The organism is Corallococcus sicarius (assembly GCF_003611735.1).
Taxonomy (GTDB): Bacteria; Myxococcota; Myxococcia; order Myxococcales; family Myxococcaceae; genus Corallococcus; species Corallococcus sicarius.
In genome coordinates, this window is sequence record NZ_RAWG01000011.1 from 16,481 (window position 1) to 41,107 (window position 24,627).

Below are 24,627 nucleotides of genomic sequence, written 5' to 3' on the forward strand. Positions count from 1 at the left end.
GTGTCATCCCATGACAACGCTGAAGAACCCACCCGCCTCTACTCCCGGCCCACCACGGGCCGAGGATGCGTGCAGCGGCGACGTCAGCTTGCGAGCGCGGCGCCCTGCCCTTGCGTCCGGGCCTTCCGCCCCGCCTGATACGCGGCGCGCTCCGCCTCCCAGCCCTGCGCCTCGGCGAGCGCCGCGACGTCCTTCCGTCCCGCGGCGTCCGGTTGCACGACCTCCAGGAACTCGGGGAGCGAGGAGACCTTCGGAGCGGAGACGTAGAGCGTGCGCAGCACGCTCATGCTGACCGTGGACGCCGCGGCATACTGGAAGCCGACGATGATGCAGTCGGCCCCGGTATCGGGGGTGACGCCATTGATGAACACGCTCGATACAATCTGTCCGTCGTACGCATACGTGGCCTTCATCCCTTGAGCGACGGTGTCGCCGGTGATCGCCTGGCTCCCGTCCTGGAAGGTGAAGAAGCAGGCGAACGGCTCGCCCCCGGAGACGAGGACGGAGACGGTCGTGATGGGGTTCCCCGCGACGTCGAAGGTGCCGCCCAGCGGCGGGGTGCTCGACCCGGCGGTCGGATTGCCCAGACGTGGGGTGGTCGTGGCCCCGTTCGGGCCCGCGCCCTGCGGGTAGGTCGCCTGCACCGCGAAGATGTTGCTGGCGCCCCACACCGTGAGCTGTGACATCGGTTGGGTGGGCGCCGACGGCAGACCGTTCCAGCCCTCCGCGGTGCCGATCGGATCCGAGTAGATCTCGCTCTTCAGCTGGATGCTCACCGGAGGCGGGTAGGCGGACGGATCGAAGTACGGCCACAGCGTGGCGAAGTCGAGGACCATCCTCGTCATCTGACGCACGTACGTGTTCGTCCAGAGGAAGAGGGCCTGCCCCGCGTTCATCGAGCCGAGGTAGGGCGGAGCGGTAACGGGCGGAATCGGAGGCTTCAGGGGGGAATCCAAGATGCCCGGGACAAGGGGCGTGAAGCTGTTCTGATACGTCGTGTCCACGTAGGACACGTAGTCCTTGAGGGTCTGCGTCAGGAGCTGCTGCTGCTGCTGGAGGTAGTCTGCGGTCCACCCCCACGTGCTGCCAAAGAGCACGCCATCCCGCAGTAGCGACAGATGCAGGTTCGCGAACTGGGCGAACTGCGGCAGCAGGAGCACCGCGTAGGTCGCATCCTGGAACTTCGGAGCGCTGGCGATGAACTGGGTGTTGGCCGAAATCCACGTCGCGCTGATGGCCGAGGGGTCATCGCCGCCGGCCGTGGTCGTGTACTCGGTGATGACCCCCTTCAGCCCCGTGAGCGTGTCGTTGATCTGCCCCGTCTCGTAGTCAGAGAGGTCTTGAGCCACGAGGGCTTCGACCTGCGCCTTGATGTCATCCCAGACATTGTCGGTGGAAGGCCAGAGGATGTACGTGAGCGCCGAGAGCAGCGAGCCCACGCCGGGGACCAGCCCCAACACTCCCGCCACCGCCTGCTCCGCATCATACGACCAGGTGTTGCTCATTGCGTGACTCCACGTCTGAGGGACTCCAGGAGCATTAGCAATCCATGCGCCAGCGCTCCCTCCCCGGGTGTCGAGAGGGAGCGCTCCGTGGAGGCGCCCCCGCCGACGCCATTTCCGCCGTGGGGAACGTCGGCCGACGTGTCGACCGACGCGTCGACCGGCGCGATGACCGAACGATGACCAACGCATGGAGCCGAGCCCACCCTCGCGCCCATGCGCCTGCGTACCTTGGACACCGTTCCCGTCACCCGCCGTTCCCTCATGGGGCCATGCCGTGGCCCACGCGCACGGAGGCGCGTCTCGTTCCCACCATGAACTTCACATTCGCGGGTCTGTGGACCCACATGGGCCTGGTCGCACAGCTCATCGTCATCGTCATGGGCGTGATGTCGGTGGTGTCCCTCCTCATCCTCGCCGAACGCACGCTCGTCTTCCGCGCCTCCCGCCGCCACTCGCGCAGGTACGCCGCGCAGCTGGACTCCCTGCTCGCCAGCGGCGACTTCGACGCCGCCGCCGAGGCGAAGACGGAGCAGGACGTGGGCTACCTGGGGAGGACCATCCGCGCGGGGCTGACGGCCTACCGCAGCTCCTCCACTGACAGTCGTGAGGAGGTCATGGAGTCCGTGGCGCGCAGCCTGGAGCGACAGGCGCAGCGCGAGGTCCAGAGCCTCAAGCGCGGCCTGGGCCACCTCGCCACCGTGGCCGCCACCGCCCCCTTCGTGGGCCTGCTCGGCACCACCATCGGCATCGTCACCGCGTTCCAGGCGATGGGCGCCTCGAATTCAGGCGGCATCGGTGCCATCTCGACGGGCATCTCCGAGGCGCTCGTCACCACGGCCTTCGGCCTGCTCGTCGCCATCCCCGCGGTCATGGGCTACAACTCCCTGCAGGGCTGGGTGGACGCCCGCGCGGTGGACCTCTCCGAGGCCAGCAACGAGTTCCTCGACGCCGCGTCCCGCGCCCTCAAGCGCACCCGCGTCGCCGTGCGGTGAGTCGCACGACCTACGAGTAGACACCCTGCAGGAACCTTCTCAGCCCGTCGATGATCCCCGTGCGAACATTCGCATGATAAAAAGAATCCTTCTCGAAGTGGGGAGACAAACGTCTCCTCGCTTCCGGAAGATGATGAAAAGGAATCGCGGGGAACATGTGGTGGGTCAGGTGGTACTGGGTCCCCACCGGACAGAAAAGAAGGGTGCTCAGCCCCCTCTTTTCAATCTCGATACATTCCTCGATGTGCTCACTCCAGGGAATGGGAGCGTCCCCCATGCTGAAGTACTTGTGGGTCACCGCGAGGGCCCTGATGCCGTTGATCACGCCCACGCAGGTGATGATCGACGCCCAGACGACGATTGCGCTCCAGTGAAGCCTGCCCGCTAGAACGCAGAGGACCAGGGTCCAGAGATAGGCAAAGGTGACCATCTCCTGGATCGACCAGGACTTCAGCACGGACGCATCCTCGCTGATCCGACGGGCAAACCGGGACTTCATCCCCATGAAGGAAGCCTCTCTCAGCACCAGCTGCCGGAGCCTGGAGTGAAGGTGGCTGACGGGGGTCAGGATGCAGAAACGGACCATCCCCAGATAGGGGAGGAACAGATTCATGCCCAGGAATTCAATGAGACCCAACGTCGGGGCCTTCTTGAAGTTGATGTACTCCGGATCAAGGCTCGTTCCGTACTTCTTCGAGTGATGATCAATGTGGTTGTCACCGTAGATGAAAGCCGGAATCGCAAACAGACATCCGACGAGGATGTTCCAGGTCCAGAAGAACGAACCAAACCTCCTTTGATCAAGGTGGGCCAGCTCATGGGTGAACGTCACAGCATGGTAGACACAAATGACGGAAACCCAAAAACCACAGAAGAACACGAAGTCGAACTGAAGGCTGCTTGTCTTGGAGATGAGAAAACCCAGGGAAGCCCAGGCCGAAAAGGTTGCCAGGAGCAGATAGCTCCAGAACACCTTCATGTCAGGCTCCATGAGATCGCTCAAAAGCGGTCTCAATTCCTTGAGCCGGAGTTCGACTCTCTCTTCTTTCATGTTCATTTCACTGTTCCAGGGCAGGAAGGGATTCGTCGGGCCGGGGGAGCACGTCGACCCCCAGCCGGCTCCTCGTCACGAGGATCAGCGGCCCCAGCAGGAGCAGCTCTCCCACGAGGCCTGCCAGCATCGCCAGGGCGGTGAGCAGCCCGAAGTTCCGCGTGGGATTGAAGTTGGAGACCACCACCACCAACATTCCCAGCCCGATCACCAGCGCGATCCAGAAGGCCCCCAGGCCCTTGGTGCTCAGCGTCTCCTCGAGCGCCCGCTCCGGGTCGCCGTGCACGCGCAGCCGCTCCCGCATGTACTGGATGAAGTGGATGGTGTCGTCCACCGCGATGCCCAGCACGATGGGGGAGGCCATCGTCGTGGACAGGCTCAGGGGAATCCCCGCCCAGCCCATCCACCCCAGCACGCAGGCGATGGGGAACAGGTTGGAGGGGATGGTGAACAGCCCCGCGCGCACCGAACGGAACACGAGGAAGATGGGGCCGAAGATGAGCAGGAACGACAGCCCCAGGCTGTTGATCTGGCTGCCGATGATGTTGTCCGTCATCTCCACCCACAGCCGCCCCTGCCCCGTCGCCACCGCGCGGTAGCCCTCCGAGGCGGGGAAGTGCTCCTGCAGATACGCGCTCACCCGCCCGTAGAGTCCCTGGAGCCGGCTCGAGCCGTGCTCCTTCACCCGCGCCACCCCGCGCACCCACTGGTAGGACGCGTCCACGGACTCCCCCAGGCTGTCGTCGCCGTCGAGCTGGAGCAGCTGCGCCACCTGCTCGCGGGTGTCCGGGATGCGGAAGGACTCCGGCCTCCCCTCCTCGAACTCCCGGTGCAGGAGCTTCACGTGGTCCACGAGCGAGGTGACGTGGTCCGCCCCCACCTCCTGCTTCAGGAAGGTGTCGAGCGCCTCCAGCTTGCGCAGCTCCGCCGGCTCGAGGAACCGCTCGGGCTCCGCGGCGCGAATCGACACGATGAGCTGCGTGGTGCCTCCGAGGTGGTCCTCCACGAACCGGGTGTGCTGGCGCAGGAGTGTCCCTTCCCGGAACTGCTCCAGACTGTTCTCGTCCACCTTCAGGCGCGTCATGCCCACCCCCGCGACCAGGCTCAGGGCCACCGCCGCGGCCGCGAGCCAGCGCGGATGCCGGAACATCCAGCGGACGTACGCCGCCATCCACGCGTCGAGCCGGCCCGGGCCCCGGGCGGGCTCGCGCCGGATGTACCAGGACGCCGGCCGCAGCCGCGCCGCCAGCGGCAGCAGCAGGAAGGAGACCCCCATGGACAGCATCACCGCCAGCGCCGCCGCGAGGCCGAACTCGCGGACGGCCGGAGTGGGGCTGACCGCCAGCGAGCCAAACCCCACCGCCGTCGTCAGGTCGCACATGAACACCGGCACCATCAGCTCCGCCAGGGTGCGCACGGGCGCGCGCTCCGGCGTCTCCTCACGCGCGTTGCGCGCCCACTCCGAGAGGAAGTGGATGACGTTCGCCACCGACAGCACCATCATCACCGGCGGAAGAAGGGTGGAGAGGTTGTTGATGGAACCGCCCACCCACGTCAGCGAGGCCATGCCCACCAGCAGGCATCCCGTCACGTTCGCCACCGCCAGCAGCACGCCGGGGAGCCTCCGGGAGAAGGCCCACAGCAGCGCCACGGCCAGCGCGTAGACCAGGGGGATGAAGCGCTCCAGGTCCACCCGCATGGAGTGCGCGGTGTCCGCCTCCACCACCGGGCCTCCCGTGAGGAAGAAGCGGGTGGCATGGCGCGCCTCTTCCTGCGCCAGCAGCCGGCGGACCTCCGCGACGAGCGCCGCTTTGCGCGCGTCATCCAGCCCGTTCACCAGGCGCACGCTCAGGGCTCCCACCGAGGGCGACACGTCCGAGAGCAGCCCTCCGCGAATGAGCGGGTTGCGGCGCGCGCGCTCACGCAGGGCCGCCAGCACGGCCGGCTCTTCCGGCGTCGTTTCAGGGACGAGCGGCAGGGTGCGAAAGCCCTCCGAGTCCCCCACCAGGTCCTTCACGTGCGTGAGGCTGGTGACCTTCTCCACCGGGGAGGCCTCCGCCTCGTAGCCGGGCAGCTGGAGTCGTTGGAGGGCATCACTCAGCGCGCGCACCTGCTCCAGGCTGGCGCGTGAGAAGACGTCGTCCGTGCGGTAGCCCACGTAGAGCAGCTCGTCGTTGACGAAGTGGGCGTTGACCTCATCCAGCTCCGCCTGCAGGGGCGAGCCCCGGTCGAAGAAGGGCTCCGTCCCTGACTCCATCTTCAGGTGCGGCAGGGTGAGTGCGCTGGCCAGCAGCAGGCCCGCAAGCATCCCCCCCACACTCCAAGGGTGCGTGTACAGCCACCCGGCCAGACGTTCGGGGAAGTCCTGCGGCTGCCCTTCGGAGGTCGCGCTCACGTGTGTTGCCCCATCGCTAGAAGCTTGCTTCCATGGAGGCTTCGAGGCGCGAGTTGTCCCGGAAGGGCGCGAAGCTGCCTTCCTTTGCGCTCCCGAAGAGCCACAGGTATTCCAGCCGCGCCTTCACCCGGTCGAAGAGGACGTACTCCACTCGCGGGTTGACGAAGCCATCGTCCCCTCTCAATGACAGCGTCCCGGCCACCTCGAAGCGCAGGTCCGGACCGGCCTCGTAGGCCACGCGTGTCAGCAGCCCGCCAGGCACGGGCCGCCGCAGCCGCCCGAGCGCGTCATCCGACAAGCGGCCCACCAGGGCCTGGGCCTGCACCCACTCCAGGAAGACATGCAGCGAGTGGTCCTGGAGAAAGGGCCCCACCTGGTAGTCCCCGCCGATGACGCCAATCGCATACGGGTCCTCCACGAAAGGATTTTGGGCCCGGCGGTCCCGGGTGAGAAAGGCCGCCGCCTCCGCCACCAGCCGCAGCTTGCCCAGGCTGTACTCCGCGTCGAACGTGGCGACGTGGACCCGCTCGTGGGAGCCCGTGACGGTGACGTCCAGCTCGGGAGGCGGCGCTGGCGTGGGCAGGATGTCCACGCGCAGGGTGGGCATCCTGTCCATCAGCGTGACGAAGCCCAGCGACAGGTCCGCTCCGCCCACCGAGGCCACCAGTCGCACCCCACCCTGCGCGTGCGCGAGACGGGCAGAGGGCACCCGCGGCGGCACCAGGGTGACGCGGGCGGAGAGCCCCTCCGGCAGCGGCAGCCGACCGCGGCTCCAGCGCGAGCGGGCCACGAAGGCGCCGTCCGGACCGATGGCCTCTGGCAATGGCAGGAGGTTCTGCTCTGGGACCGGCAGGAAGTACCCCTCCAGCAGCACCGGGCCGAAGAAGGCGCTCAGCCGGGCCATCCACGCGCCGCGCTTCTCCGGGGCCAGGGGGTCGCGCAGGTCCACGGGATCCAACACGTCCGACGGGTTGTAGAGGCTCGCGGCGCCCCAGGACGTCAGCACGCGCCCCGCCCGGAACGCCCAGCGCGAGCCCTTCAACTCGAAGAAGGCCTCCTCCACGTCGAAGCGGTCCCGGCTGGGATCCGCGAAGTCGCGGCGCATCAGGAACGAACCCTGCGCCCGGGCCCCCTGCGTCGAGCCCCGCACCTGGACCGCCAGCTCCGCCACGTCGCGCCCCGACACCCGGTCGTCGCCCAGGTGCTTCGGGTAGCTGAAGTGCTCCACCGCCACCCGCGCGCCCAGCTCCACCGGCGGTTGGGTCTGGGGCGGCTCGGGCGCATCCTGGGCGAAGTCCACCCCGCTCATGGCCGCGGCCCACGCGTCATCGCTCGGGACGGAGGACTCCGGCGCGCGGGGGGCTTCGGCCACGGGTGGCGGCTCGGGCGCCGTGTCCGCGGGGGGCGCGGCGCTCCGGGGGGGCAGCTTCCGCGACAGGGACTGGACCAGCCGGTCGGCGGCCTCGGCGCGCAGCCGGGGCTTGCCCAGATCCGTGAAGGCGAGCGCCAGCTGCTGCCCGCTGCCAGGATCCACCGCGCGCAGCACCAGCCGGAAGCCCACGCCCCTGCGGGTGAGCGACGCCGTCACCGCCGTGTCGAAGGACAGACGCTCCGCGAGCTGCGGCAGGTGCTCGGGGTCCGCCTGGCGGCCCGCCGGGACACGGAGGGCCCGCGCGGCCTGCGCGAGCTGCCGCTTCCCGACCGTCTGGAACTGCCCGCTGCGCTCCAGCGCGCGCTGAAGCGTGTCGCGCAACGCGGACTCGGAGGCGAGCCCCGTGGCGTCCTTCACCCGCACCAGCCCGACCCGCGACGACACCTGGGGCTGCGCGGCCACCGTGGTGGCCGCCAGCACCAGGAGCGGCAACAAGGCCCGTCCCGGGAACCTCCATCGCATGGGTGGCTCCGCCTACTCGCCGCTCATCGCGTGCTGACTGAAGGTGTCCGGCGCGAGGGTGAACTCCGTCTGGCGCTGGTCCACCGTGAGCACGGTGCGGTGCTTGCGCTGGACGTCGATGACCGTCGTCTCATCCGCCCGCCACGCAGCGCCCGCAACCTTGCGGATCTGGCCCATCCGCATCTCCTTGAGCGGCTGGAGCTTCCGATCAAAGGCGCGCACGCGGACGGTGAAGAGGTTGTCCTTGCGCAGCCAGAGGTGCGTCTTGCCGTAGGGCGACTCCTTCACCACCTGGGGTGCGGAGGGCGTGGCTTCGATGAGGTAGCAGTCCTGGCCATCCACCGCCTCGCTGCCGAGCATGCGGTAGCGGTAGTCCTCCACCTCCCGGCGCTTGAGGTCCTCGAAGAAGAGGTCGGTGCCGACGAAGCGGTCCCCCAGCTCCGCCTGCCCCACCCGGCGCGTCTTGCGGAAGGACGGCAGGTACAGCCACTGGTCGTCCCCGCCATTCGCGTCCGGGGCCTGGAGGCTCAGCAGGGTGGTGCCCTTCACGTCCGCGGGCTGGAGGAAGCGCACGCGCAGCCGGTCCCCGCGCCCCTCGCCATCCAGCGTGATGAACTCCACCTGGCGCATGCGCTGGGCACCGCCTTGATCCTGCAACATCAGACGGGAGCGCACCCGCTCCTGCGGCAGGCGGTGCCAGGCGTCACCCTTCCGCATCAGGGCCAGGGCCTCGTCCTCGGCATGGGCCGGGACACCCAGGCCAGTCACGACCACCACCAGGAGGGCGAGGAACGAACGAAACATGATGTGTCTCATGGATGGATTTCGGGGGGGGGAGAACCGACGTCAGGAGTAGGCCAGGGCAGGCACGGAACGGGACGGCCTGGAGGGGGCCACCGGGTGCGGGAGCGCGAAGGGCAGCACCGAGTTCAGGTGGGCCCGCTCACCCGGACCGAGGGCGGCAATGACATCCGGGCGCAGCCGGGCCAGGTGCGCCACCGCACGTGCCCGGGGGCCCTGGAATCGCTCCAGGAAGTCCGGCTCCGCCGGGAACTGGAAGCCGGGCTCCTCCCGGACGCAATAGAAGTGATAGGGATTGGCGTTGGAGGGACGGGAGCCAAAGCGTTGCAGAAGCTCGCGCGGGGCGTCCTTGACGCGCAACCGCAGGCAGATGGCCAGGGCCTTCTCCGACAGCCCCTGGTACCTGCGCCGCTCCCCCACGCGCTCGGTCGGGAGGAAGCTGCGATACATCACCTCCGCGTCCGGGTGGACGGTCATCACCATGTCGTCCACGCCCAGCAGGCCCGAGGTCCGGTACACCATCTTGTTGAGCATCTGCACCACGCCCACGCTCCGGTGGCGGCGGGCAATGCACAGCGCCCCCACCTCCGCCAGCCGCCGCCCCTGGGCCCGCAGCTTTCCCACCACGTCCGCGAAGGTCTTGTCCAAGGGGAGCCCCTGCGGGGAGTCCACGTGCAGCGACACCGTCCCCACCACCTCGTCGGCGACCTTGGCCACGAGGATCACCGTCGAGGGGAGCAGCAGGTGCGGCGTCACCTGCACGCCCTCGGAGTGCGGGGAGATCAACCCGCGGTGCACGTAGCCTTCGTGGAGCACCCGCGCGGCGGCCTCCAGCTCCGCGGGGCTCTCCGCCACCTTGATGCTCACGCACGCCAGGCTCGCGGAGTCGATGCGCGAAAGCGAGCGGACCAGCCGCTCCTGCACTTCCTGGGGAAGCCACCGCAGACCCTGGCGGACGAGATGTCTCATGCCGGACCGCAGAGCAATTCACGGACCAACCCCGGTGCAGGCGCGCATTCCCTGTGGAGAGGCACATCGCGTGTCGGGCGCGACAGCCCGCGAGCCGTGGACAGTTCCCCACAGTCTGTTGGGCGATGCCCACGAATTGCCGGATCCGAGAGGCGGCGCGGCCGCCGGCCCTGGAAATGATGTCATATTTTTTCGTTGCGCCCGGCGCGCTTCAATGGATCTCTAGACAGACACGTCCACAGCGTGCCTCCGCAAGTGATTGCGACCCTGCCGCGTCCCTCCCTCTCCGCCAGCTCACGGGGCCACTGCCATGTCTCTTCCATCTTCCACCGAGTTGTCCACGCAGACCCTGGAAGCCCTGGCCGGGATTGTCGGGCCGCAGTGGCTCCGCACCGGAGAGGAGGCCTGGAAGCGGGGCACGAGCACCACGTCCATGAGCAGACGTGTCCCGGCGGTGGTCTTCCCCGCGTCGACGCGTGAGCTCGTGGCCCTGGTGGAGCTGGCCAACGCGCGAGGGTTGGCCCTGTACCCGGTGAGCACCGGCCGCAACTGGGGCTACGGCTGCGGGGCGCCCGTGCGGGATGACTGCGTGGTGGTGGACCTGTCGCGGATGGACCGCATCGTGTCGCTCGACGCGGAGCTGGGCCTCGTCACCGTCCAACCCGGGGTGACGCAGGGGATGCTGAGTCAGTACCTCCGGGAGCGACAGCTCCCCTTCCTGGTGCCCGTCACGGGGGCCGGCCCGGATTGCAGCCTGCTGGGCAACGCCCTGGAGCGCGGCTACGGCATCACCCCGCATGCGGACCACTTCGGCGCCATCACCCGGCTGGAGGCGGTGCTCCCGGACGGCTCGCTGTACCGGTCCGCGCACGGGGACCTGGGGGGACAGCGGGTGGACCAGGCCTTCAAGTGGGGCGTCGGCCCGTACCTGGACGGGCTCTTCTCCCAGAGCAACCTGGGCATCGTCACCGAGCTCACCTTCGTGCTCGCCCGGAGGCCCGAGCACCTGGAGGCCTTCTTCTTCTGGGTGCCCGAGGACGCGGGGCTGGAGGACGCGGTGGGTGCCATCCGCGAGACGCTGCGGGAGCTGGGCGGGGTGGTGGGCGCCATCAACCTGCTCAACCCCCAGCGCGTGCTGTCCATGGTCGCGCCCTACCCTCGCAACCGGGTGCCGCGCGGTGAGGCGCTCTCCGCGGAGCTGCTGGCCGAGCTGACCTCCCAGCATGGCGTGGGGGCGTGGACGGGCACCGGAGGCCTGTACGGCACGCGAGAGGTGGTGCGCGCCGCGCGGAGCACCATCCGGCGGAGGCTGGGGCGGGTGTCGCGGCGCCTCGTGTTCATGGGTGCGGAGAGAGCGCGCATGCTGGGCCAGTGGCTCCCCCGACTGCCACTGGGACTGGGCGCGAAGCTGTCCCCGCAGGCGCGCGTCCTGTCCAACGTGTTGAGCGTCCTGGAGGGTGTCCCCACACAGATGGCCTTGCCGCTGGCCTACTGGAAGTCAGGCCGACGCCCGCCGGAAGGGGCTCCCCTGAACCCGCACGCGGATGGCTGCGGTCTGCTGTGGACCTCTCCGCTCGTCCCCATGGTGCCGGAGTTGGTGCGCATCTACGTACGGACCGTGCGGGAGGTCACCGCGCGGCACCGCATGGAACCGCTCATCACCCTCACCTCGCTGTCCGACCGCTGCTTCGACAGCTCCATCCCGCTGCTGTTCGACCGGGAGGATCCGGACGAGGCCGCCCGCGCGCTCGCATGCCAGCAGGCATTGCTGGACACCTGCCGCCGCGAGGGTTTCCTGCCCTACCGCGTGGGGACCCACACCATGCGCTGGCTCGCCGAGCAGGCGCCCCAGGCCTGGCGGCTCACCGAGCACCTCAAGCGCGCCCTGGACCCGCGCCAGGTGCTCGCGCCTGAGCGGTACTCCGGCCTGTGATGAACCGATACACAGGCACCTGGGATTGAGTGATTCGGAGGCTCGCCCAGAACACGGGGACGGGCCTCCGGGCCGACTCCAGAGCGTCGTGAGGAAGACATGCGTTCCTCCCCCTGGATGGATTGCTGACACGGAAGACTGGCGTCACCGTCCCTCGTTTGTGAGGGAGCTCCGTCTTGAAGACTGCTCGAACGAGACCCGTCCGTGTCATCGCCACACTCGCGCTCACCGTCATGGCCTTCGGTGGGTGCGACGACGATGATGATGATGATGACAACGATGAGAAAGCGGCGGCCACGGAGGCGGTGAAGCGGATCTCCCAGGACGCCCCCACCAGCCTGCCTGCCAATGTGCCGGATGAGGTGCTGCGGGTGACGCTGGGAGGCGTGGAGTACAACCTGCGCGAGCTGCTCAGCCGCCCCCCTGAATCACGACCCTCCGCGCACATCGTGGCCGCCTACCAGACGGTCTCCACGCCCGCGGACCCACCGCCCTTCGGGACCCGCGACGTGGCCGTTCTTCCGGACTCCACGCGGGAGGCGCCAGCGGCCCAGGTCTACGAGTGCCGCCAGAACGCGAGCGACTTCGCCTGGGCCTTCCTCCAACCGGAAGCGGGTCTCCAGCCCATCACCGACGAAACCATCCCAGCGCTGGAGAAACTCGTCCTCGATCATTTCCGCTACCCGGCTGGCATTGATTTCGGGCCACCCACCGGCACGCCCCCCGTGGGTCCCGCCTGGCGCGTATCGGCTCCGTTGCTCGACGAGGGCTCGCCCACCGCCGGCCAGACCCTCTTCATCGGCAGTGTCGAGGCCACGGTCGCCAACGGGCCTGGCAACGTCCCCTTGCTGCGACTCGCCAACGTCGCGCGCATCGACCGGGGGCTCCCGTCCGAGGTGTTCTCGAGGACCCCGTCCGACGGAACCCAGACGGGCTACGTGCTCCGGCTCAACACCGCGGGAGGCATCACGCCAACGACGGGTTGCGACGGAACCTCGGACATGGGCAAGCGCAAGCGGGTGCCCTACGCAGCGGACTACTACTTCATCGATGTCTTCACGACTCCGTAGCGTCGGCCACATCTTCGCGTGAGCGGCCCGGGGCGCGCTAGGTTGCGGGCCCTGACGCCGCCATGCCCTCGCTCCGCCCACCTTCCATCCCCCTGATCGCGGCCGTTGTCGTGCTTGCCTCCAGTCCCGTGGCGCTCGCGGACAACCCGCCCCTGACCAGCTCGAACTACGCGATCGACGTGTTCCAGGGCCCGGTGCTGGCGCCGGTGCGGGTGACAGGCCTGGCCGGGGCGTATGCCCCCATCGCCGAGGGCGTCGAGGGCATCGGTGCCAACACGGCCGCCCCGGCCTTGCGCTCGCTCTACTCGACCCAGCACGTCGACTACGACCTGTCGCTGGGCTTCACCCTGCCCAGCTCCGTGCGCAACACCGACTTCGACAACAACGGCTCGGTGGGCTTCACCTACAAGAACTTCGTCTTCACCCAGCTCGGAGGCCTGATCCAATGGGGCCCCTGGGGGGCGGGAGGGCTCGCTTCCCTGCAGAGCTACACGCTGGGCCAGGACGCGAGCGGGCAGACCCTCCAGCTGAACACGAGCCGCTTCCAGATTCAGCTCGCGCGCACGCTGTTCGACGGCGAGCTGGTGGTCGGCGTTGGCCTGCGCGCGGTCTCCCTCGAAATCGACTCCGGTGAAGGCGAGAAGAGCAACCTCGCCTCCATGCTCGGCGTCAACACCGAGGCCGGCGCCATCTGGACCCCGCTGGCCCTGCCGCTGCGTGCGGCCCTGACGTTCCGGGCTCCCGTCCAGGGTCGGCTCAATCCCGACAGCCCGACCACCGCCGACGACGAGGGCAACGTGAGGGTCGCCAACCTCTACCTGCCCTCCACCATCAAGCTCCCCTGGGAGATCGAGGCGGGCCTCGCCTACCAGTTCGGCCCCCGCCCCCTGCAGATTCCGTGGGGCCCGGAGCGTGCCGAGCGCTTCAAGGCCCTGCCGCGAGCGAAGCTGCTCCTGACCGGCTCGGTCATCATCAGCGGCGCGGCTTCGAATGCCATCGGCTTCGAGTCCTTCCTGTCACAGCAGCTCGAGCGCTCCGGGCGCCATCTCCTGGTCTCACCCCGCGTCGGCGCCGAGCTTGAGCCCATCGAGAACCGGCTGCAGGTTCGCGCCGGCAGCTACCTCGAGCCCAGCCGCTTCGACGACATCCGGCCTCGCGTGCATGGCACCGCGGGCGCGGAGGTGCGCCTGTTCCGCTGGTCCGTCTTCGGCATGACGTCCCCCGAGACCTCGTGGCGCATCAGCGGCTTCGTCGACGTTTCCCACCTCTACCTCGGCTGGGGCGTTGGCGTCGGCACCTGGCACTGACGCCCCAGGGCGCGGACGAAGAAGGCGACGCGCGTCTACGGGACGTCCCCTGCACCAGGAGTACTACCCACCCGCCTGGCTGGCGGGTGGAGCGGGCTCCGCGGGAGTCTTCAGCCAGAGGTGGCCACGGTGAAGGACCGGGCGGGGAGGTGTGGGCTGTTATTGCCCGCCGCATCCGTCGCCCAGGCCTTCACCGTGTGCACTCCCAGCGCCAGCGCCTTGGTGGGAGTGAAGCTCCAGGTGCCCTCGGCGGTGGCCTTGGTGGTGCCCACCTTGACGCCATCCACGATGATTGTGACGGAGAAGCCGGCCTCCGTTCTTCCGCTGTAGGTGGGCGTGGTGTCGCTCGTCACCGAGCCAGCCGCCGGAGTCAGCACCGTCGGAGCCGACCGCTTGATGCGCAGTGTGATGGCGGTGAACACCTCGGTGCTGGTCCCATTCACCTGGATTTGATGACTCTCGTAGTGCACCGGCGTGATGAGCAGGTCGCTCGCGATGTTGCCGACGACCGCCTTCGGGCCAAACCGCCCGACCTGCATCGTGCCCATCGCCATGCCCGTGCACCCCACGCACTTGGGTGCGCGGTACACGAACACAGCGCCGCCGGGGATCTGGTTCACGCTGTTGACGCGTGACTTCGGCACGGCGACGAACAGCCGCTGCTCAGAGTCGGGGCTCTCCCAGACGGCACCCAACGGCAGGGGGCTGGCGTTGTCGGCGTTGTTGTCCACCGGCCGGAGCGTGACGTCAATCGAGCCACCAGCTTCGATCGCCGGGTTGACCTTCACCAGGTCCGCCTTCTTCGTCCAACCCAGCCAGTGGAGCTGCGGGAGGTTGTAGTTGTCCGACGGAAACCTGCCCATGTTCGTGCTCGCGTCGCCGCGGTCGTCGTCAGGGCCCGTGGCAATTTGCCGGTTGCCGTGCGCGAGGCCGAGGATGTGTCCGGTCTCGTGGTAGTAGGTCCGCATCAGGCCGTCATTGAGGTAGATGTGGTGGCCATTGGCCCTCGAGCTTGGACACATCCCCAGGGGCATGAGGTACACGTTCAGGAACGCGTTCGAGGTGCTGTGCTCCACGGCATATGTCTTCGCCTTCTCGCAATCGCTGATCGTCACCCTCACGGTCTCATCTGTGTTGAGGAATTTCAGGTGCACCTGGTTGTGCGATGCCACGGCGAAGGAATTATACATTTCCTGGATGCGGCCCCTGGCTGTCGCGATCGAGGGAGTTTCGCGACCCTCGATGACGACGCGGACGACCTTGACCGTGTGCGTCGTGTTCACCGCGCCCAGTTTCCTGTTGAAATTCCTGACGCAAGTCGGCTCGTTGTCGGCACAGACGTAGCTGGCTGGCGACGTCTCTTCGTCGGCGGACTGAACCCGGAACGACCGCACGTTGTCGTCCGTGCCAGCGCCGCTCGGGAACGAGGTTTCGCAGAGCTTCGTGTCGTATTGGACGACAGTCGATTCGCCGGTGCAGCCCGCGGCAACGTGGAGCGTCACGGTCTTGCCAAACGGAACCTCGACGTAGGAGGCATCCGCGCTACCGAGCGTGTAGCAGCCGTCAAGCTCGGCTTCCTGCATCACCGTGGAGTCGCCGTTGCAGCCCTCGCGCACGCGGACGCGCGGCGTCTGGGAAGCGATGAGCTGAGCGCTCAACGTGGGCCAGTTGGCGGACGTGCAGCGCCCTGCCTGTACCGCATCGAGGAAGAGACCGTCTTCGAGCTCCGGGTGCTCGTAGGTCTGGCACATTTCCCATAGCTCGCTCCAGTGCGCCCAGTCACAGGTCCCCGCGTTGACGTATCCCTGCACGCACGAGAGAGACGCCTCGAGATCCAGGGAGAGGAGCGACTGGCGGGTGGTGGTGACGGGCCCCCGGAGCTCTGGAGTCGGCTCCGCCGCGCTGCCACATCCTGTCACCAACGCCGCGCCCATCACGACAGCCACCACGAATGTCTTTTTCATGTTTCCCACGCTGATAGCTCACGGTGCCCGTGCGCCACCGCCCATCATGTGCGGCGGCACGACAGCCTCAATCCAATGAATCGGAGCCTCAATTCGTGGAGTCGACCAGTTATCCTGGAAAAGCTGCAATGATGACTTGTCCGCTTATTAATCGATTCAGGCAAGCTTTGATGCGGCGCCCGGCGCGATTGCCGCATGACCGTGGGCAGGACGCTGGATTGCGCGACGCGACAGCGCAGGAAGTCATGAAACCAGCCCAGGGCGTAGAGGCCGCTTGAGCCCCCTTGGGGACACGCCCAGCATTCAGCGCTTCAGCCACATCGGCTCGCCGGGGCACAGCCGGCAGCGGGCCTCACCGTTGGCACAGGAGGCCGCGCAGGACGGGAGCGCCGCGCGGGCCGAGCTTCCGGCGCGGTACAGCAGGTCCTGGTACGCGATGGAGCCCACGATGGGATGCATGCTCTGGAGCTGCACCACGGTGGCCCCCGAGCGCTTCAGCCGGAAGGTCGGCGTCCCCACCGCCAACGCCGTCCGGATGGCCTGCACGCCGCCCGCCGCCTTGTCCACGCCGTAGGTCGTCGTGCCCTGCGTGATTTCGAGCCGGCCCGCCGACGTGAGGAAGCCCACCAGCTCCACGTCATCCGTCGCCGGGCACCCTGCCCTGCACACCGCGAGGTTCGCTGACGTCTGGGTCGTGGGCACGAGGGACTGACGGTGGAGGCGGTGGTTGTAATACAGCACGTCGCGCTCGACGGTCGGCTGCGTGCCCATCTTGAACCACTGGATGTAGTACGCGGTCATGTCGTACGCGGGCCACTGCTTCCCCGTCGACGGCCGGATGTTGTGGTGCTCGTGCTGGTCGTTCCAGGTGACGATCTGGACTTCATCCAGGCCGTCAGCAATCACGTTTTCCCAGATGGAGCGGAGCGTCAGTGAGTTGCGCGCCTCCCAGAAGGCCCTGTCCTTGGGCCGGTAGTCCTGGCTGCTCATCGGGTGCATCCACGACTTCCCGTACCCGGCCGCCTTCGTCTTCAGGCTCCCGGAGTACCCCGCCGTCGTCACCGGGACGGCCGTCCCCCACCCCGCGTAGGCATCCCCCACGGTCCTGTACTCCTCGAAGAGCGCCGTGCTCCCCGTGCCAAGGAAGACAGGCACCAGGTACAGGCTCATGCCCAGCTCCGTCGCCGCGCGCTGCTTCACGGTGGCGTAGAACGCCGCCGTCCGGCCCTGCGCGGGAGGATTGAACAGGCCAACGACATACTTCCCATCCGGCCGCCGCAGGAGCGCCGCGTAGCTCTTCAGCTGGCCCAGGATGCGAATCATCAGGGCCTGGTCCCCCGCCTGGCTCCCCGTATTCAGGATCGTCATGTCGAAGTTGGGGACGATGTCGAAGCCGCCGACCTGCGAGGCCGCGTCGACAATCGTCTTCGCCCGCGTCCACACCGCGCCGTTGTTCACGTCGCTGTCGGTCCACAGGTTCAGATAGAAGCCGTCAATGCCAATCCTCGCCGCGAGCTCGATTTCGTCCTTCGCGTCGCGAAGCCGCCAGTCCGTCTCCGTGCGGGGCAGTCTTGGGAGCGGCCGCTCCCGCATCATGCCGCCGTAGGCCGCGTGGACTCCGCCCTCGCCATTCACCGCGATGTAGTTGAGCTCGTAGTAGTCGTTGGACGTCGGGTTCGTGTTGCCCAACGACACCGGGTAGTAGTGCCAGTGCGCATACACCCGCTTCGCCGACTGCCGGAGCGTGGCGAGCGGCACCGCGGTGAACGGCCACTCACACGGGCCACAGTCCGGCCCGCAGTCGACGCCCGTCTCGGTGCCGTTGCGCACCCGGTCCGAGCAGGTCGCGGCGGGCGTCACGCTCAGCGGGACGCTTGACTGGTTGTCGCTCTCGGAGGTCTCCGCCGGCAGGCGGTTGATGTCATCCACATGCGCGAGGAGCGTGTGGGCCCCCGCCGTGGCCGGAGCGGTCCACACCTTCGTCCCCGCGGGGCCGGAGTTGGCGGTGAGCGTGACGCTGGCCCCCGGCGCGAGGGAGCCCGTGTGCGTGTCCGACCACGACACCTGCGTGCCGTCCACCCAGAAGGAGAGTCCGTGGACGATGCCGGCAGGCGTCGCGACGTTCCCCGCGTTCTTGATGGTTGCGTTGAAGGTGACGGCACCGCTCGGGGTCACCGTGGTCGGGCTCACGCCCGTGACGACGAGGTTGTAGCCGTCCACGAGCGCATCTTCCTGCGAGGCCAGGGGCTCCTGGAGCGGATCCCCGCCACAGCCCATCCACGCGGCCAGCAGCCCCAGGGACAGGACCTTCCATGCGCTCTTCGAGGTGTGAATCGCCGGTTGCATCCAGAGGCTCCGTTCAGAATTCCGCCCCTACTCTCGCGCCAGCGCGAGCTGGATGGCGCGTTCCACGGGCGGGCCGGCTCCATTGTCGCGGTGGAGCTGAAAGGGTTGCTTTGGGAACAGCGGTGGCTGCGCCATGAACTTCGGCCGGGTGCCCCGGTGGGGTTGCGCGGCGTGCACCAGGAACGGATGGCAGAGGTAGACGGTGCCCGCCGCTCCCGTGGCGAAGGCAAGTGGGCACCCGTGCGTGGCGTCCAGCTTCTTCGCCAGCTCCATGAACGACAGGCCCGCTTCACCCTCGGGCTCCAGCAACCGGGCCGCCTGCAGGTGCGAGCCCACGCGGATGCGGGTGGGCGCGTCGTCCTCGCCCACGTCGGAGAAGAGGAAGAGCATCAGCAGCGCGCGGCCCCGCGAGGCCACATTCACACGCCAGTCGAAGAACGACGACGGGTCCTTCCCCGGGAAGCTGGCGTCCACATGCCAGCCGTCATCCCCCGGTACCTCGCTGCTCGGAAAGCGCACCGGGAAGCTGCCGAGGCTGGAGCGCGGCGCCCAGCCTCCGGGGCCCACGAGCCTGTCGTAGGCCGCGTGGAGTGGGGGCGTGTTCGCCGCGAGCCGGAAGGGCTCCTGGCTGTATTCGCCCAGCCGGATGACGGGCCGGGTCCAGGTCGCCGGGTCGTCCGGACTGCAGCCCGTGTCGCGCCACAGCAACTCGCGGGCTTCGGCCGCCAACGCTGACGGGAAGGCCCCGTCGATTCGAATGAAGCCCTCTTCGATGAACCGTTCCACCTGCGCGTCCGAGAGTTCCATCGCTGCTCCCATTGCTCAGGGCGTCTTCCACGTACCGGACGCCCTGGGCCGTGATGGCCTTGCCCTTCCGGGGTGGACTTCACCATCCATGCCCAGGGACCACCACCTTCACGGCCGCCCGGATGGCCTCCGTCGCCTCCGCCCGCTTCTGCTCCCCGTCGGGCACGAAGGCCTCCCGCGTGTTTCCCTTCGACCGATAACGGCCCTTCTCCTCCATCCGGGCCCGCTGCGGCGCATCCGCTTCCAACCCGAAGTGCGCAAGGATGTGACCGTGCACCATGCCGGGCAGGCGGGCGTAGTCCACCCATAGACACAGCGGCCCCTGGTGCTCCCAGGCCTTCTGCGCGTAGCGCGCCAGACACCCCGCGAAGAACGCTTCAGGCGCGTCCCGCTCCTCGCCGGGCCAATCCGGGAAACACGCCTCGAACCATGGCTCCCGGTTCCGGTACCACCGCAACGGCGCGGAAGGGCTCCGGAAATTGGATGCCATCACCTCCGTCGCGTCCCGCGTCAGGAACACCCAGGGCACGTCCGGCAGTGCGTCGCGGATCCGGTCCAGGAACAGCAGGTTCCATGAGGAGAACTTGATCACATACCGCCCGCCAGGCCCGACCCCTCGCCCGAAGGCCTTGATCAACCGGCGGAACGCCTCCGCGTCGAACGCGCAGGCGCCCTGGGCGCAGTGAAGCAGGTAGAGCGACAGCGCCTCCGGTTCGCTCACGCCCCGCACTCCCGGGAGCGTCCCCAACATCCCGGTCACCAGCGTGCTCCCACACCGCGAGACGTGGAAGATGAGGCCCACCGGCAGTGGCCCCTCCTCCGGCAGGTCCTTCACAGGACACGCGAAGGAGGACCGCCCCTCCCCTTCCGACAGGGCCTGGCGCAGGCCGTCGGACAAGAAGGGCGCTTCGTAGACCGAGGAAGGCAACTCCACCGTCTGGAGCATGGCCTGTCCATCCTGGACGTACAGGCGGGTGGGGACGGGGACGCGTTCCATGTCACCCGCCCCCGGACGAGACCACCCGGAGCCTGGGCTTCTCCATCTCCGCGAAGGACCGCGCCAGCCTGTGGATGCCGGCGGAGGCATTCCCGTTCGCGTGCCGGCCCAGGTACTCGTCCAACAGCCCCTCCAGCTTCGCGTCCAACCCCGCCATCACCGCGGCCTTCAGCTGGTCCTTGAACGCCGCCAGTTCCCCCTGCTGCCAGACCGCCAGCGGGACGGTGTTGCGCATGAAGTCCTCCTTTTCGAGCCCCTCCGCCACCCGCCGGAACAGCGCCTGCCAGGGGCTGGTCAGGAGGCCCACCGTCATGTGCAGGGAATGCACGTCCGTGGCCGTCACATCGTGGAAATGCCCCCGGGGCACGTACAGCAGGTCGCCCTTGCGCAGCACCTCATCGAACACACAGCTCAACGAGGGCCGGTGCTGCTCCGGGTTCTGCATCGGCTCGCCGTCATAGGGCAGGTGGATGGGCTTGTCATACAGGCGCCAGCGCTTCTCTCCCTCCAGCTGCAGGATGAAGGCATCGTGCGTGTCATAATGGAGCGTGAAGCCCTGGCTGCCCGCGGGCGTCATGTACAGGTTCGCCTGCACCCGCACCCGCCACTCCCGCTCCAGCGTGTCGCAGAACCGCCGGAGGGGCGCCAGGGCCGTCTGCGCCTGGTAGACAATCACCGAGTGACCCTGCTCCAGGAACAAGCGAGACACGCGCTCCCGGTTGATCATATGGTTGAAGTTGACGCGTGCCTCCTTGTAGGACATGGACGACGAGAACTCGCTATACGCCGTCTCGCGCCCCTCCTTCACCATCCGCACGTTGGGATAGGCGTTGTTCTCCTTCTGCAGGAACGACAGCATCTCCTCGATGCCGAAGAGGTCCGAATAGTATCCCGCGTCTCCCCGGCGGATCAGCAGGCGCTCCCGCTCGAAGTACGTTCGCAGGAACGCGTCCGGGGAGACAGGCTTCAGCAGGTGCTCGGTATCGTACTTCATGAGGGTCGTCACCAGGGCAGGAGGCGTAAGGGGGCGCACACGCGTGCGCCCCCCAGGGGGAGCCATCAGTCGTTCATGTCGGCCTGCTCCTCATTGGAGATGGCTTTCGTGTACGGCGTGACGCCGTATCTGGCGGTGATCGTGTTCGCCACCGTGTAGCGCAGGGCCTTGTCGGGGATGAGGTTGATGACCGGCTCCAGCACCAGGGTGTCGATGATGTGCCAGCTCACGTAGTTGCCATTCAAGGACGCGGCCCAGGCCGGGTACTTGCCCATCAGCGATCCGTCGCCGCCAATGACATTGATGGTGACGTTCTTGTCCGACTGCGTGGAACCGTCATGCGAGTTCGAGCCATGGCCGTTGCCGCCACTGCCGCCACCGGAGATGGGCACGTCCTCCAGCTCCAGGTTGGCCTGGAAGCCCGCGGAGACGCTGTCCGAGAAGCTGCTCCCCTGGCTCATGCTGGTGACCTTCCGGCTGTCCGTGCCGTACAGGAGGCCCCCCAGGTCCAGCTGCTTCACGTAGTAGTGACCCCACGCGTTCAACACGTTCGTGAGGTTGTCGTAGCTGCGGGGGTCGTTGACGCCAGGCTCCACCGCCTGCGCCAGCGCCTGGAGGAAGTCAGCCGTCAGCGTCATCGCGCCGTCGCTGAAGCCGATCTGCAGCTTGGGGACGCGGTACATGCTCGTGACGTAGTAGTCCGTCTCCGAGAACGACTGGTCATTCGAGTACTGGTGCTCGTGCTCGAAGTTGACGCTGAAGATGCCGGGGACGCCGATGTCCGCCTTCTCCACGTCGTAGCCCTGCGAGTGGTAGGTGTGCACCGTCTGGAAGAAGGTCTCCACCGTATGGAGCTGGGCGGTGATGTTCGGGACGAGCCACTGGAACGTCGCGTGGTTGTCCGGATGGAGCGGGTCCGGGAGGATGAGGTCCCCGGTGAGCTGCAAGCCCTGGTGGATGCTGAAGACGTTGGTGGGGTTCTGCTCCTGCGTGATCGCCATGGCGTGAAAGAGGCCACGGTCCTCGAACAGGTGGAGCCAGTCCTGGGCGGTGAAGTCATGCGGATCGCTGGGCAGGTCGGCATTCTTGAGCTTGGGCATTGTCTTGGTTCCTCGCAGGAGTGTCGATTCGACGTGAAGACATCCATCCGGCACCACTAGTCGTTCAGCCCGTCGCCGCCACCCGACTGGAAGAGCTGATAGGTCTGTGTGTTGTAATACTTCTGGTTGACCACGAACACGTCGAGCACCAGGGAGACAGACTGGCTGTCCATCGTGTAGCCCCGGCAGCCGCCATAGTGTTGACCGGAGGTGCCCGAGCCGGTGACCGTGCCGCCATGGACATTGATGTCACCATCCCCCTGCGCCGCGACGAGGCCCGGCAGGTTCGGCGGGTTCGAGGGGGGATCCAGGTTCGGCCGGTCCACGGAGTACGTGTTACCGTCGCCGTCGGTCCAGGAGAGCAAAGGCGTGCAGGTGAGCCGGATCTGATAGGAGTTGGTCGCTATCTCCTGGCCCAGCGGGTGCGTTCCGAAGTTGTCGTCGTAGACATAGATCATGTCACCGTCGTAGCCGCCATTGGCGCGGAACGCGTACTGACCCGCGACAGTCCACTGGTTGGTGGCCGCCACGGACGAACGGGGCAGGATCAGGGAGTTGTTGTCCACGATGGCGATGGAGCTCGGGAGGATCTCGATGCCAAAGCCGAACCCCACCTGGCAGCCAAAGCCAATCTGGAAGGCCAGGTAGGTATCCGGGGGGACGATGACGCCCTTGCCATTGTCAATCAGCTGGCTGTTCTTCAGGTTGATGACGTTCTCCACCATCAAGGGGGTGGAGAGATCCGGCAGGCCGGAGATGTTCGAGTACGCGGCGATCTGACGCTCATTCGCGGCCTTGGCGACCGGGTCGGCCATGTTGTAGGCCACCTTGACCGTCATGATGCCTTGCTGAAAGAGCTGGTTCTCGGCATTGCAACTCACAAGTGACATGCTTGCATCCTCGGGGCATCCAATGGCGGGTGTGTGCAGGCCTATCGCAAGCGCAATGCCATCCACGCGATGCCGCAAGGAGCTGGAATCATTGCCAAATCCGGAAAGACCAGGATGGCCGGAATGGCCTGCTGACGTGTCAAGGGCTATCCTTGACGCGTCAGCGGGCCGTCAAGAGGGGCGCGCACCTGTCACGCGGCTGGCGCGAGAGGCGGCGCAGGCAGCCTTCCCTGCATGTCCCTGTACTGCGCTTGCAGGTCCACGGACGCCCAGGTGGACGCGGTGCGCACTACCCTCCAGGTGCCGCAGCTCACGCGCGTGGCAGGTGCTGGATGCGCACCTCGCCGCGAACGGCCCCTTCCTGCTAGGGAAGACGCTCAGCGTCGCGGACTTCTACCTCGTCATGCTGATGCGCTGGTCCCGCGCCATGCCGAAGCCCGCCACGGCGTGGCCGCACCTGGCTGCGGTCGCCACCCAGTTGAAGGCGCGGCCTTCGTTCGCGACCCTGTACCAGCGCGAGGGGCTGACGGAGTGGGCCTGAGAGGCGGAGCTGCTCCACGGAGCCGAAGCCTGGGCATCGGCAGGCCCAGGTGCTTCAGACACGCAGCTCACCGCTTCCGGATGGCCCCCGCTCCCCGTCCTCGTGGCGTCTCGCCGGCATGCCGCTTGTACACGCGGCGAAACGCGGCCGCATCGGCGTAGCCCACCCGTGCGGAGACCTCCTCGACCGACTCCCGGGTCGTCTCCAGGAGGTGGGAGGCGTGAGCCACGCGGACTCGCTGCACGAACTCGAGCGGCGTCATGCCCAGGCCGGCCTGGACCCGCCGTGCGAGCGTCCGCGTGGAGGTGGCGGCGGCGCGGGCAAGCTCGTCCAACGTCAGCTGCCGGCCGAGGTTCGCCGCGACGAATCGTTCGACCGCGCGCAGCGCCGGATCCGCGACGCGCAGGTGCTCCATCACCATGTACCTGGACTGTGAAACGCGCTCGTCGAGCACGAGGTAGCGAGCCACCAGGTGCGCGAGCGACGGGCTCGCGACGCGAGCGACGAGGGCCAACATCAAGTCCGCGTGCGCGAAGGCCGAGCCCGCGGTGAGGACGCCTTCGCTCTCGACGACCATCCGGTCCGCGCGGACGGTGACTTCGGGGAAGCGACGCGCGAACGCTGGCACGAGCCACCAGGTCGTGGTCGCGCTCCGTCCCGCGAGCAGCCCCGCCGCAGCGAGGACGAAGGTCGCCGAGCAGGATGCCGCGACCATCGCCCCTTTCGCCGCCGCGCGCGCAAGCAGTTCGAGGCAGCGCGAGGTGTCGGCGCGGGAGAGCAGGGACTCGATGGCGCGCTCGCTGGCCGCGGAGAGTCCGGGCACCAGCAGCACGTCTCCCGCCTTCACGCTCCGGAGGCTGAGCGTGCCGTCCACGGAGACGGGGCGTCCCGTGCCCGAGCGGACGGGACAGCCGTCGAGCGACACCACGCGCTGACGCAGCGGCTCCGCTCGCCCGGGCCCAGGGCAGAGGCCTGCCTCCACGAGTCGCGTGGCCGTGGCGACCACGTCGAGTCCGACGCCCAGCGGGCCTTCGGCCACTCCATCCAGAACGACATGGGTGATCACGATGG

At 67.8% G+C, this 24,627-nt stretch carries 19 protein-coding genes; 5 read left to right on the plus strand and 14 right to left on the minus strand.

Translation table 11 applies throughout. The annotated features are described in order from the left end of the window. Positions 1-83: 83 nt before the first annotated feature. Positions 84-1,505 carry an insecticidal delta-endotoxin domain-containing protein gene (locus D7X12_RS02790; RefSeq protein ID WP_158619935.1) on the minus strand — a complete coding sequence of 474 codons (1,422 nt, stop codon included), beginning with the start codon at positions 1,503-1,505 and terminating at the stop codon, positions 84-86. A gap of 311 nt (positions 1,506-1,816) precedes the next feature. Here D7X12_RS02790 and D7X12_RS02795 point away from each other — a divergent pair, with 311 nt between their 5' ends. Further along, the gene (locus D7X12_RS02795) at positions 1,817-2,497 is read left to right on the plus strand and encodes a MotA/TolQ/ExbB proton channel family protein (RefSeq protein ID WP_120623747.1); all 681 of its coding nucleotides are present in this window, start codon (positions 1,817-1,819) and stop codon (positions 2,495-2,497) included. Positions 2,498-2,507: 10 nt separating this feature from the next. Here D7X12_RS02795 and D7X12_RS02800 read toward each other — a convergent pair whose 3' ends face one another. From D7X12_RS02800 to D7X12_RS02820, 5 genes are all read right to left on the minus strand, one after another. Beyond that, positions 2,508-3,554 carry a fatty acid desaturase gene (locus tag D7X12_RS02800; RefSeq protein ID WP_120623711.1) on the minus strand — a complete coding sequence of 349 codons (1,047 nt, stop codon included), beginning with the start codon at positions 3,552-3,554 and terminating at the stop codon, positions 2,508-2,510. A gap of 1 nt (position 3,555) precedes the next feature. After that, positions 3,556-5,856 (minus strand): efflux RND transporter permease subunit, encoded by a 2,301-nt coding sequence (locus D7X12_RS02805; RefSeq protein WP_120623712.1) that lies wholly within the window; start codon positions 5,854-5,856, stop codon positions 3,556-3,558. A 103-nt stretch (positions 5,857-5,959) separates the two neighbouring features. Further along, positions 5,960-7,837, minus strand: a complete 1,878-nt coding sequence (locus D7X12_RS02810; protein WP_147443497.1) for a hypothetical protein — start codon at positions 7,835-7,837, stop codon at positions 5,960-5,962. Between the two features lie 12 nt (positions 7,838-7,849). After that, the gene (locus D7X12_RS02815) at positions 7,850-8,641 is read right to left on the minus strand and encodes an outer membrane lipoprotein-sorting protein (protein ID WP_158619936.1); all 792 of its coding nucleotides are present in this window, start codon (positions 8,639-8,641) and stop codon (positions 7,850-7,852) included. Positions 8,642-8,683: 42 nt separating this feature from the next. Next, the gene (locus D7X12_RS02820) at positions 8,684-9,607 is read right to left on the minus strand and encodes an N-acyl amino acid synthase FeeM domain-containing protein (protein ID WP_147443498.1); all 924 of its coding nucleotides are present in this window, start codon (positions 9,605-9,607) and stop codon (positions 8,684-8,686) included. A gap of 433 nt (positions 9,608-10,040) precedes the next feature. On the opposite strand from D7X12_RS02820, the gene D7X12_RS02825 reads away from it, so the two are divergent. The 3 genes from D7X12_RS02825 (at position 10,041) to D7X12_RS02835 (ending at position 13,917) form a co-directional block, all read left to right on the plus strand. After that, entirely contained in the window at positions 10,041-11,540 is a 1,500-nt protein-coding gene (locus D7X12_RS02825) for an FAD-binding oxidoreductase (protein ID WP_158619937.1), read from the plus strand. A gap of 176 nt (positions 11,541-11,716) precedes the next feature. Next, complete coding sequence (locus tag D7X12_RS02830; protein ID WP_147443499.1) at positions 11,717-12,610, plus strand: DUF3455 domain-containing protein; 894 nt, start codon at positions 11,717-11,719, stop codon at positions 12,608-12,610. A 110-nt stretch (positions 12,611-12,720) separates the two neighbouring features. After that, positions 12,721-13,917: a hypothetical protein gene (locus D7X12_RS02835; RefSeq protein ID WP_244224318.1), complete on the plus strand. Its 1,197-nt coding sequence runs from the start codon at positions 12,721-12,723 to the stop codon at positions 13,915-13,917. A 110-nt stretch (positions 13,918-14,027) separates the two neighbouring features. On the opposite strand, the gene D7X12_RS02840 is transcribed toward D7X12_RS02835, so the two are convergent. The 7 genes from D7X12_RS02840 to D7X12_RS02870 form a co-directional block, all read right to left on the minus strand. Continuing rightward, complete coding sequence (locus D7X12_RS02840; protein WP_158619938.1) at positions 14,028-15,881, minus strand: Ig-like domain-containing protein; 1,854 nt, start codon at positions 15,879-15,881, stop codon at positions 14,028-14,030. Between the two features lie 303 nt (positions 15,882-16,184). Continuing rightward, positions 16,185-18,227 (minus strand): endo-1,3-alpha-glucanase family glycosylhydrolase, encoded by a 2,043-nt coding sequence (locus D7X12_RS02845; protein WP_120623719.1) that lies wholly within the window; start codon positions 18,225-18,227, stop codon positions 16,185-16,187. Positions 18,228-18,254: 27 nt separating this feature from the next. Then, the gene (locus tag D7X12_RS02850; protein WP_120623720.1) at positions 18,255-19,034 is read right to left on the minus strand and encodes a phytanoyl-CoA dioxygenase family protein; all 780 of its coding nucleotides are present in this window, start codon (positions 19,032-19,034) and stop codon (positions 18,255-18,257) included. 79 nt (positions 19,035-19,113) lie between these two features. Then, entirely contained in the window at positions 19,114-20,031 is a 918-nt protein-coding gene (locus D7X12_RS44915) for a sulfotransferase family protein (protein ID WP_120623721.1), read from the minus strand. Between the two features lies 1 nt (position 20,032). Then, a complete protein-coding gene (locus D7X12_RS02860; protein ID WP_158619939.1) occupies positions 20,033-21,025 on the minus strand; it encodes a cupin domain-containing protein in 993 nt (330 codons plus the stop codon). A gap of 65 nt (positions 21,026-21,090) precedes the next feature. Next, complete coding sequence (locus D7X12_RS02865) at positions 21,091-22,125, minus strand: MAC/perforin domain-containing protein (protein WP_120623723.1); 1,035 nt, start codon at positions 22,123-22,125, stop codon at positions 21,091-21,093. 56 nt (positions 22,126-22,181) lie between these two features. After that, positions 22,182-23,015, minus strand: a complete 834-nt coding sequence (locus tag D7X12_RS02870; protein ID WP_120623724.1) for a hypothetical protein — start codon at positions 23,013-23,015, stop codon at positions 22,182-22,184. Between the two features lie 325 nt (positions 23,016-23,340). On the opposite strand from D7X12_RS02870, the gene D7X12_RS43640 reads away from it, so the two are divergent. Continuing rightward, a complete protein-coding gene (locus D7X12_RS43640) occupies positions 23,341-23,556 on the plus strand; it encodes a glutathione S-transferase family protein (RefSeq protein WP_208718786.1) in 216 nt (71 codons plus the stop codon). A gap of 67 nt (positions 23,557-23,623) precedes the next feature. Here D7X12_RS43640 and D7X12_RS02880 read toward each other — a convergent pair whose 3' ends face one another. Beyond that, the gene (locus D7X12_RS02880) at positions 23,624-24,595 is read right to left on the minus strand and encodes a GlxA family transcriptional regulator (protein ID WP_244224319.1); all 972 of its coding nucleotides are present in this window, start codon (positions 24,593-24,595) and stop codon (positions 23,624-23,626) included. Positions 24,596-24,627: the final 32 nt, after the last annotated feature.

Coding starts and splice junctions, on each gene's coding strand:
- D7X12_RS02870 (WP_120623724.1), bottom strand. CDS start 23,015: ATGTCACTTGTGAGTTGCAATGCCGAGAACCAGCTCTTTCAGCAAGGC.
- D7X12_RS02825 (WP_158619937.1), top strand. CDS start 10,041: ATGAGCAGACGTGTCCCGGCGGTGGTCTTCCCCGCGTCGACGCGTGAG.
- D7X12_RS02865 (WP_120623723.1), bottom strand. CDS start 22,125: ATGCCCAAGCTCAAGAATGCCGACCTGCCCAGCGATCCGCATGACTTC.
- D7X12_RS02810 (WP_147443497.1), bottom strand. CDS start 7,837: ATGCGATGGAGGTTCCCGGGACGGGCCTTGTTGCCGCTCCTGGTGCTG.
- D7X12_RS02820 (WP_147443498.1), bottom strand. CDS start 9,607: ATGAGACATCTCGTCCGCCAGGGTCTGCGGTGGCTTCCCCAGGAAGTG.
- D7X12_RS02805 (WP_120623712.1), bottom strand. CDS start 5,856: ATGCTTGCGGGCCTGCTGCTGGCCAGCGCACTCACCCTGCCGCACCTG.
- D7X12_RS44915 (WP_120623721.1), bottom strand. CDS start 20,031: ATGGAACGCGTCCCCGTCCCCACCCGCCTGTACGTCCAGGATGGACAG.
- D7X12_RS02790 (WP_158619935.1), bottom strand. CDS start 1,505: ATGAGCAACACCTGGTCGTATGATGCGGAGCAGGCGGTGGCGGGAGTG.
- D7X12_RS02850 (WP_120623720.1), bottom strand. CDS start 19,034: ATGGAACTCTCGGACGCGCAGGTGGAACGGTTCATCGAAGAGGGCTTC.
- D7X12_RS02800 (WP_120623711.1), bottom strand. CDS start 3,554: ATGAACATGAAAGAAGAGAGAGTCGAACTCCGGCTCAAGGAATTGAGA.
- D7X12_RS02795 (WP_120623747.1), top strand. CDS start 1,817: ATGAACTTCACATTCGCGGGTCTGTGGACCCACATGGGCCTGGTCGCA.
- D7X12_RS02845 (WP_120623719.1), bottom strand. CDS start 18,227: ATGCAACCGGCGATTCACACCTCGAAGAGCGCATGGAAGGTCCTGTCC.
- D7X12_RS02840 (WP_158619938.1), bottom strand. CDS start 15,881: ATGAAAAAGACATTCGTGGTGGCTGTCGTGATGGGCGCGGCGTTGGTG.
- D7X12_RS02815 (WP_158619936.1), bottom strand. CDS start 8,641: ATGTTTCGTTCGTTCCTCGCCCTCCTGGTGGTGGTCGTGACTGGCCTG.
- D7X12_RS02860 (WP_158619939.1), bottom strand. CDS start 21,025: ATGAAGTACGATACCGAGCACCTGCTGAAGCCTGTCTCCCCGGACGCG.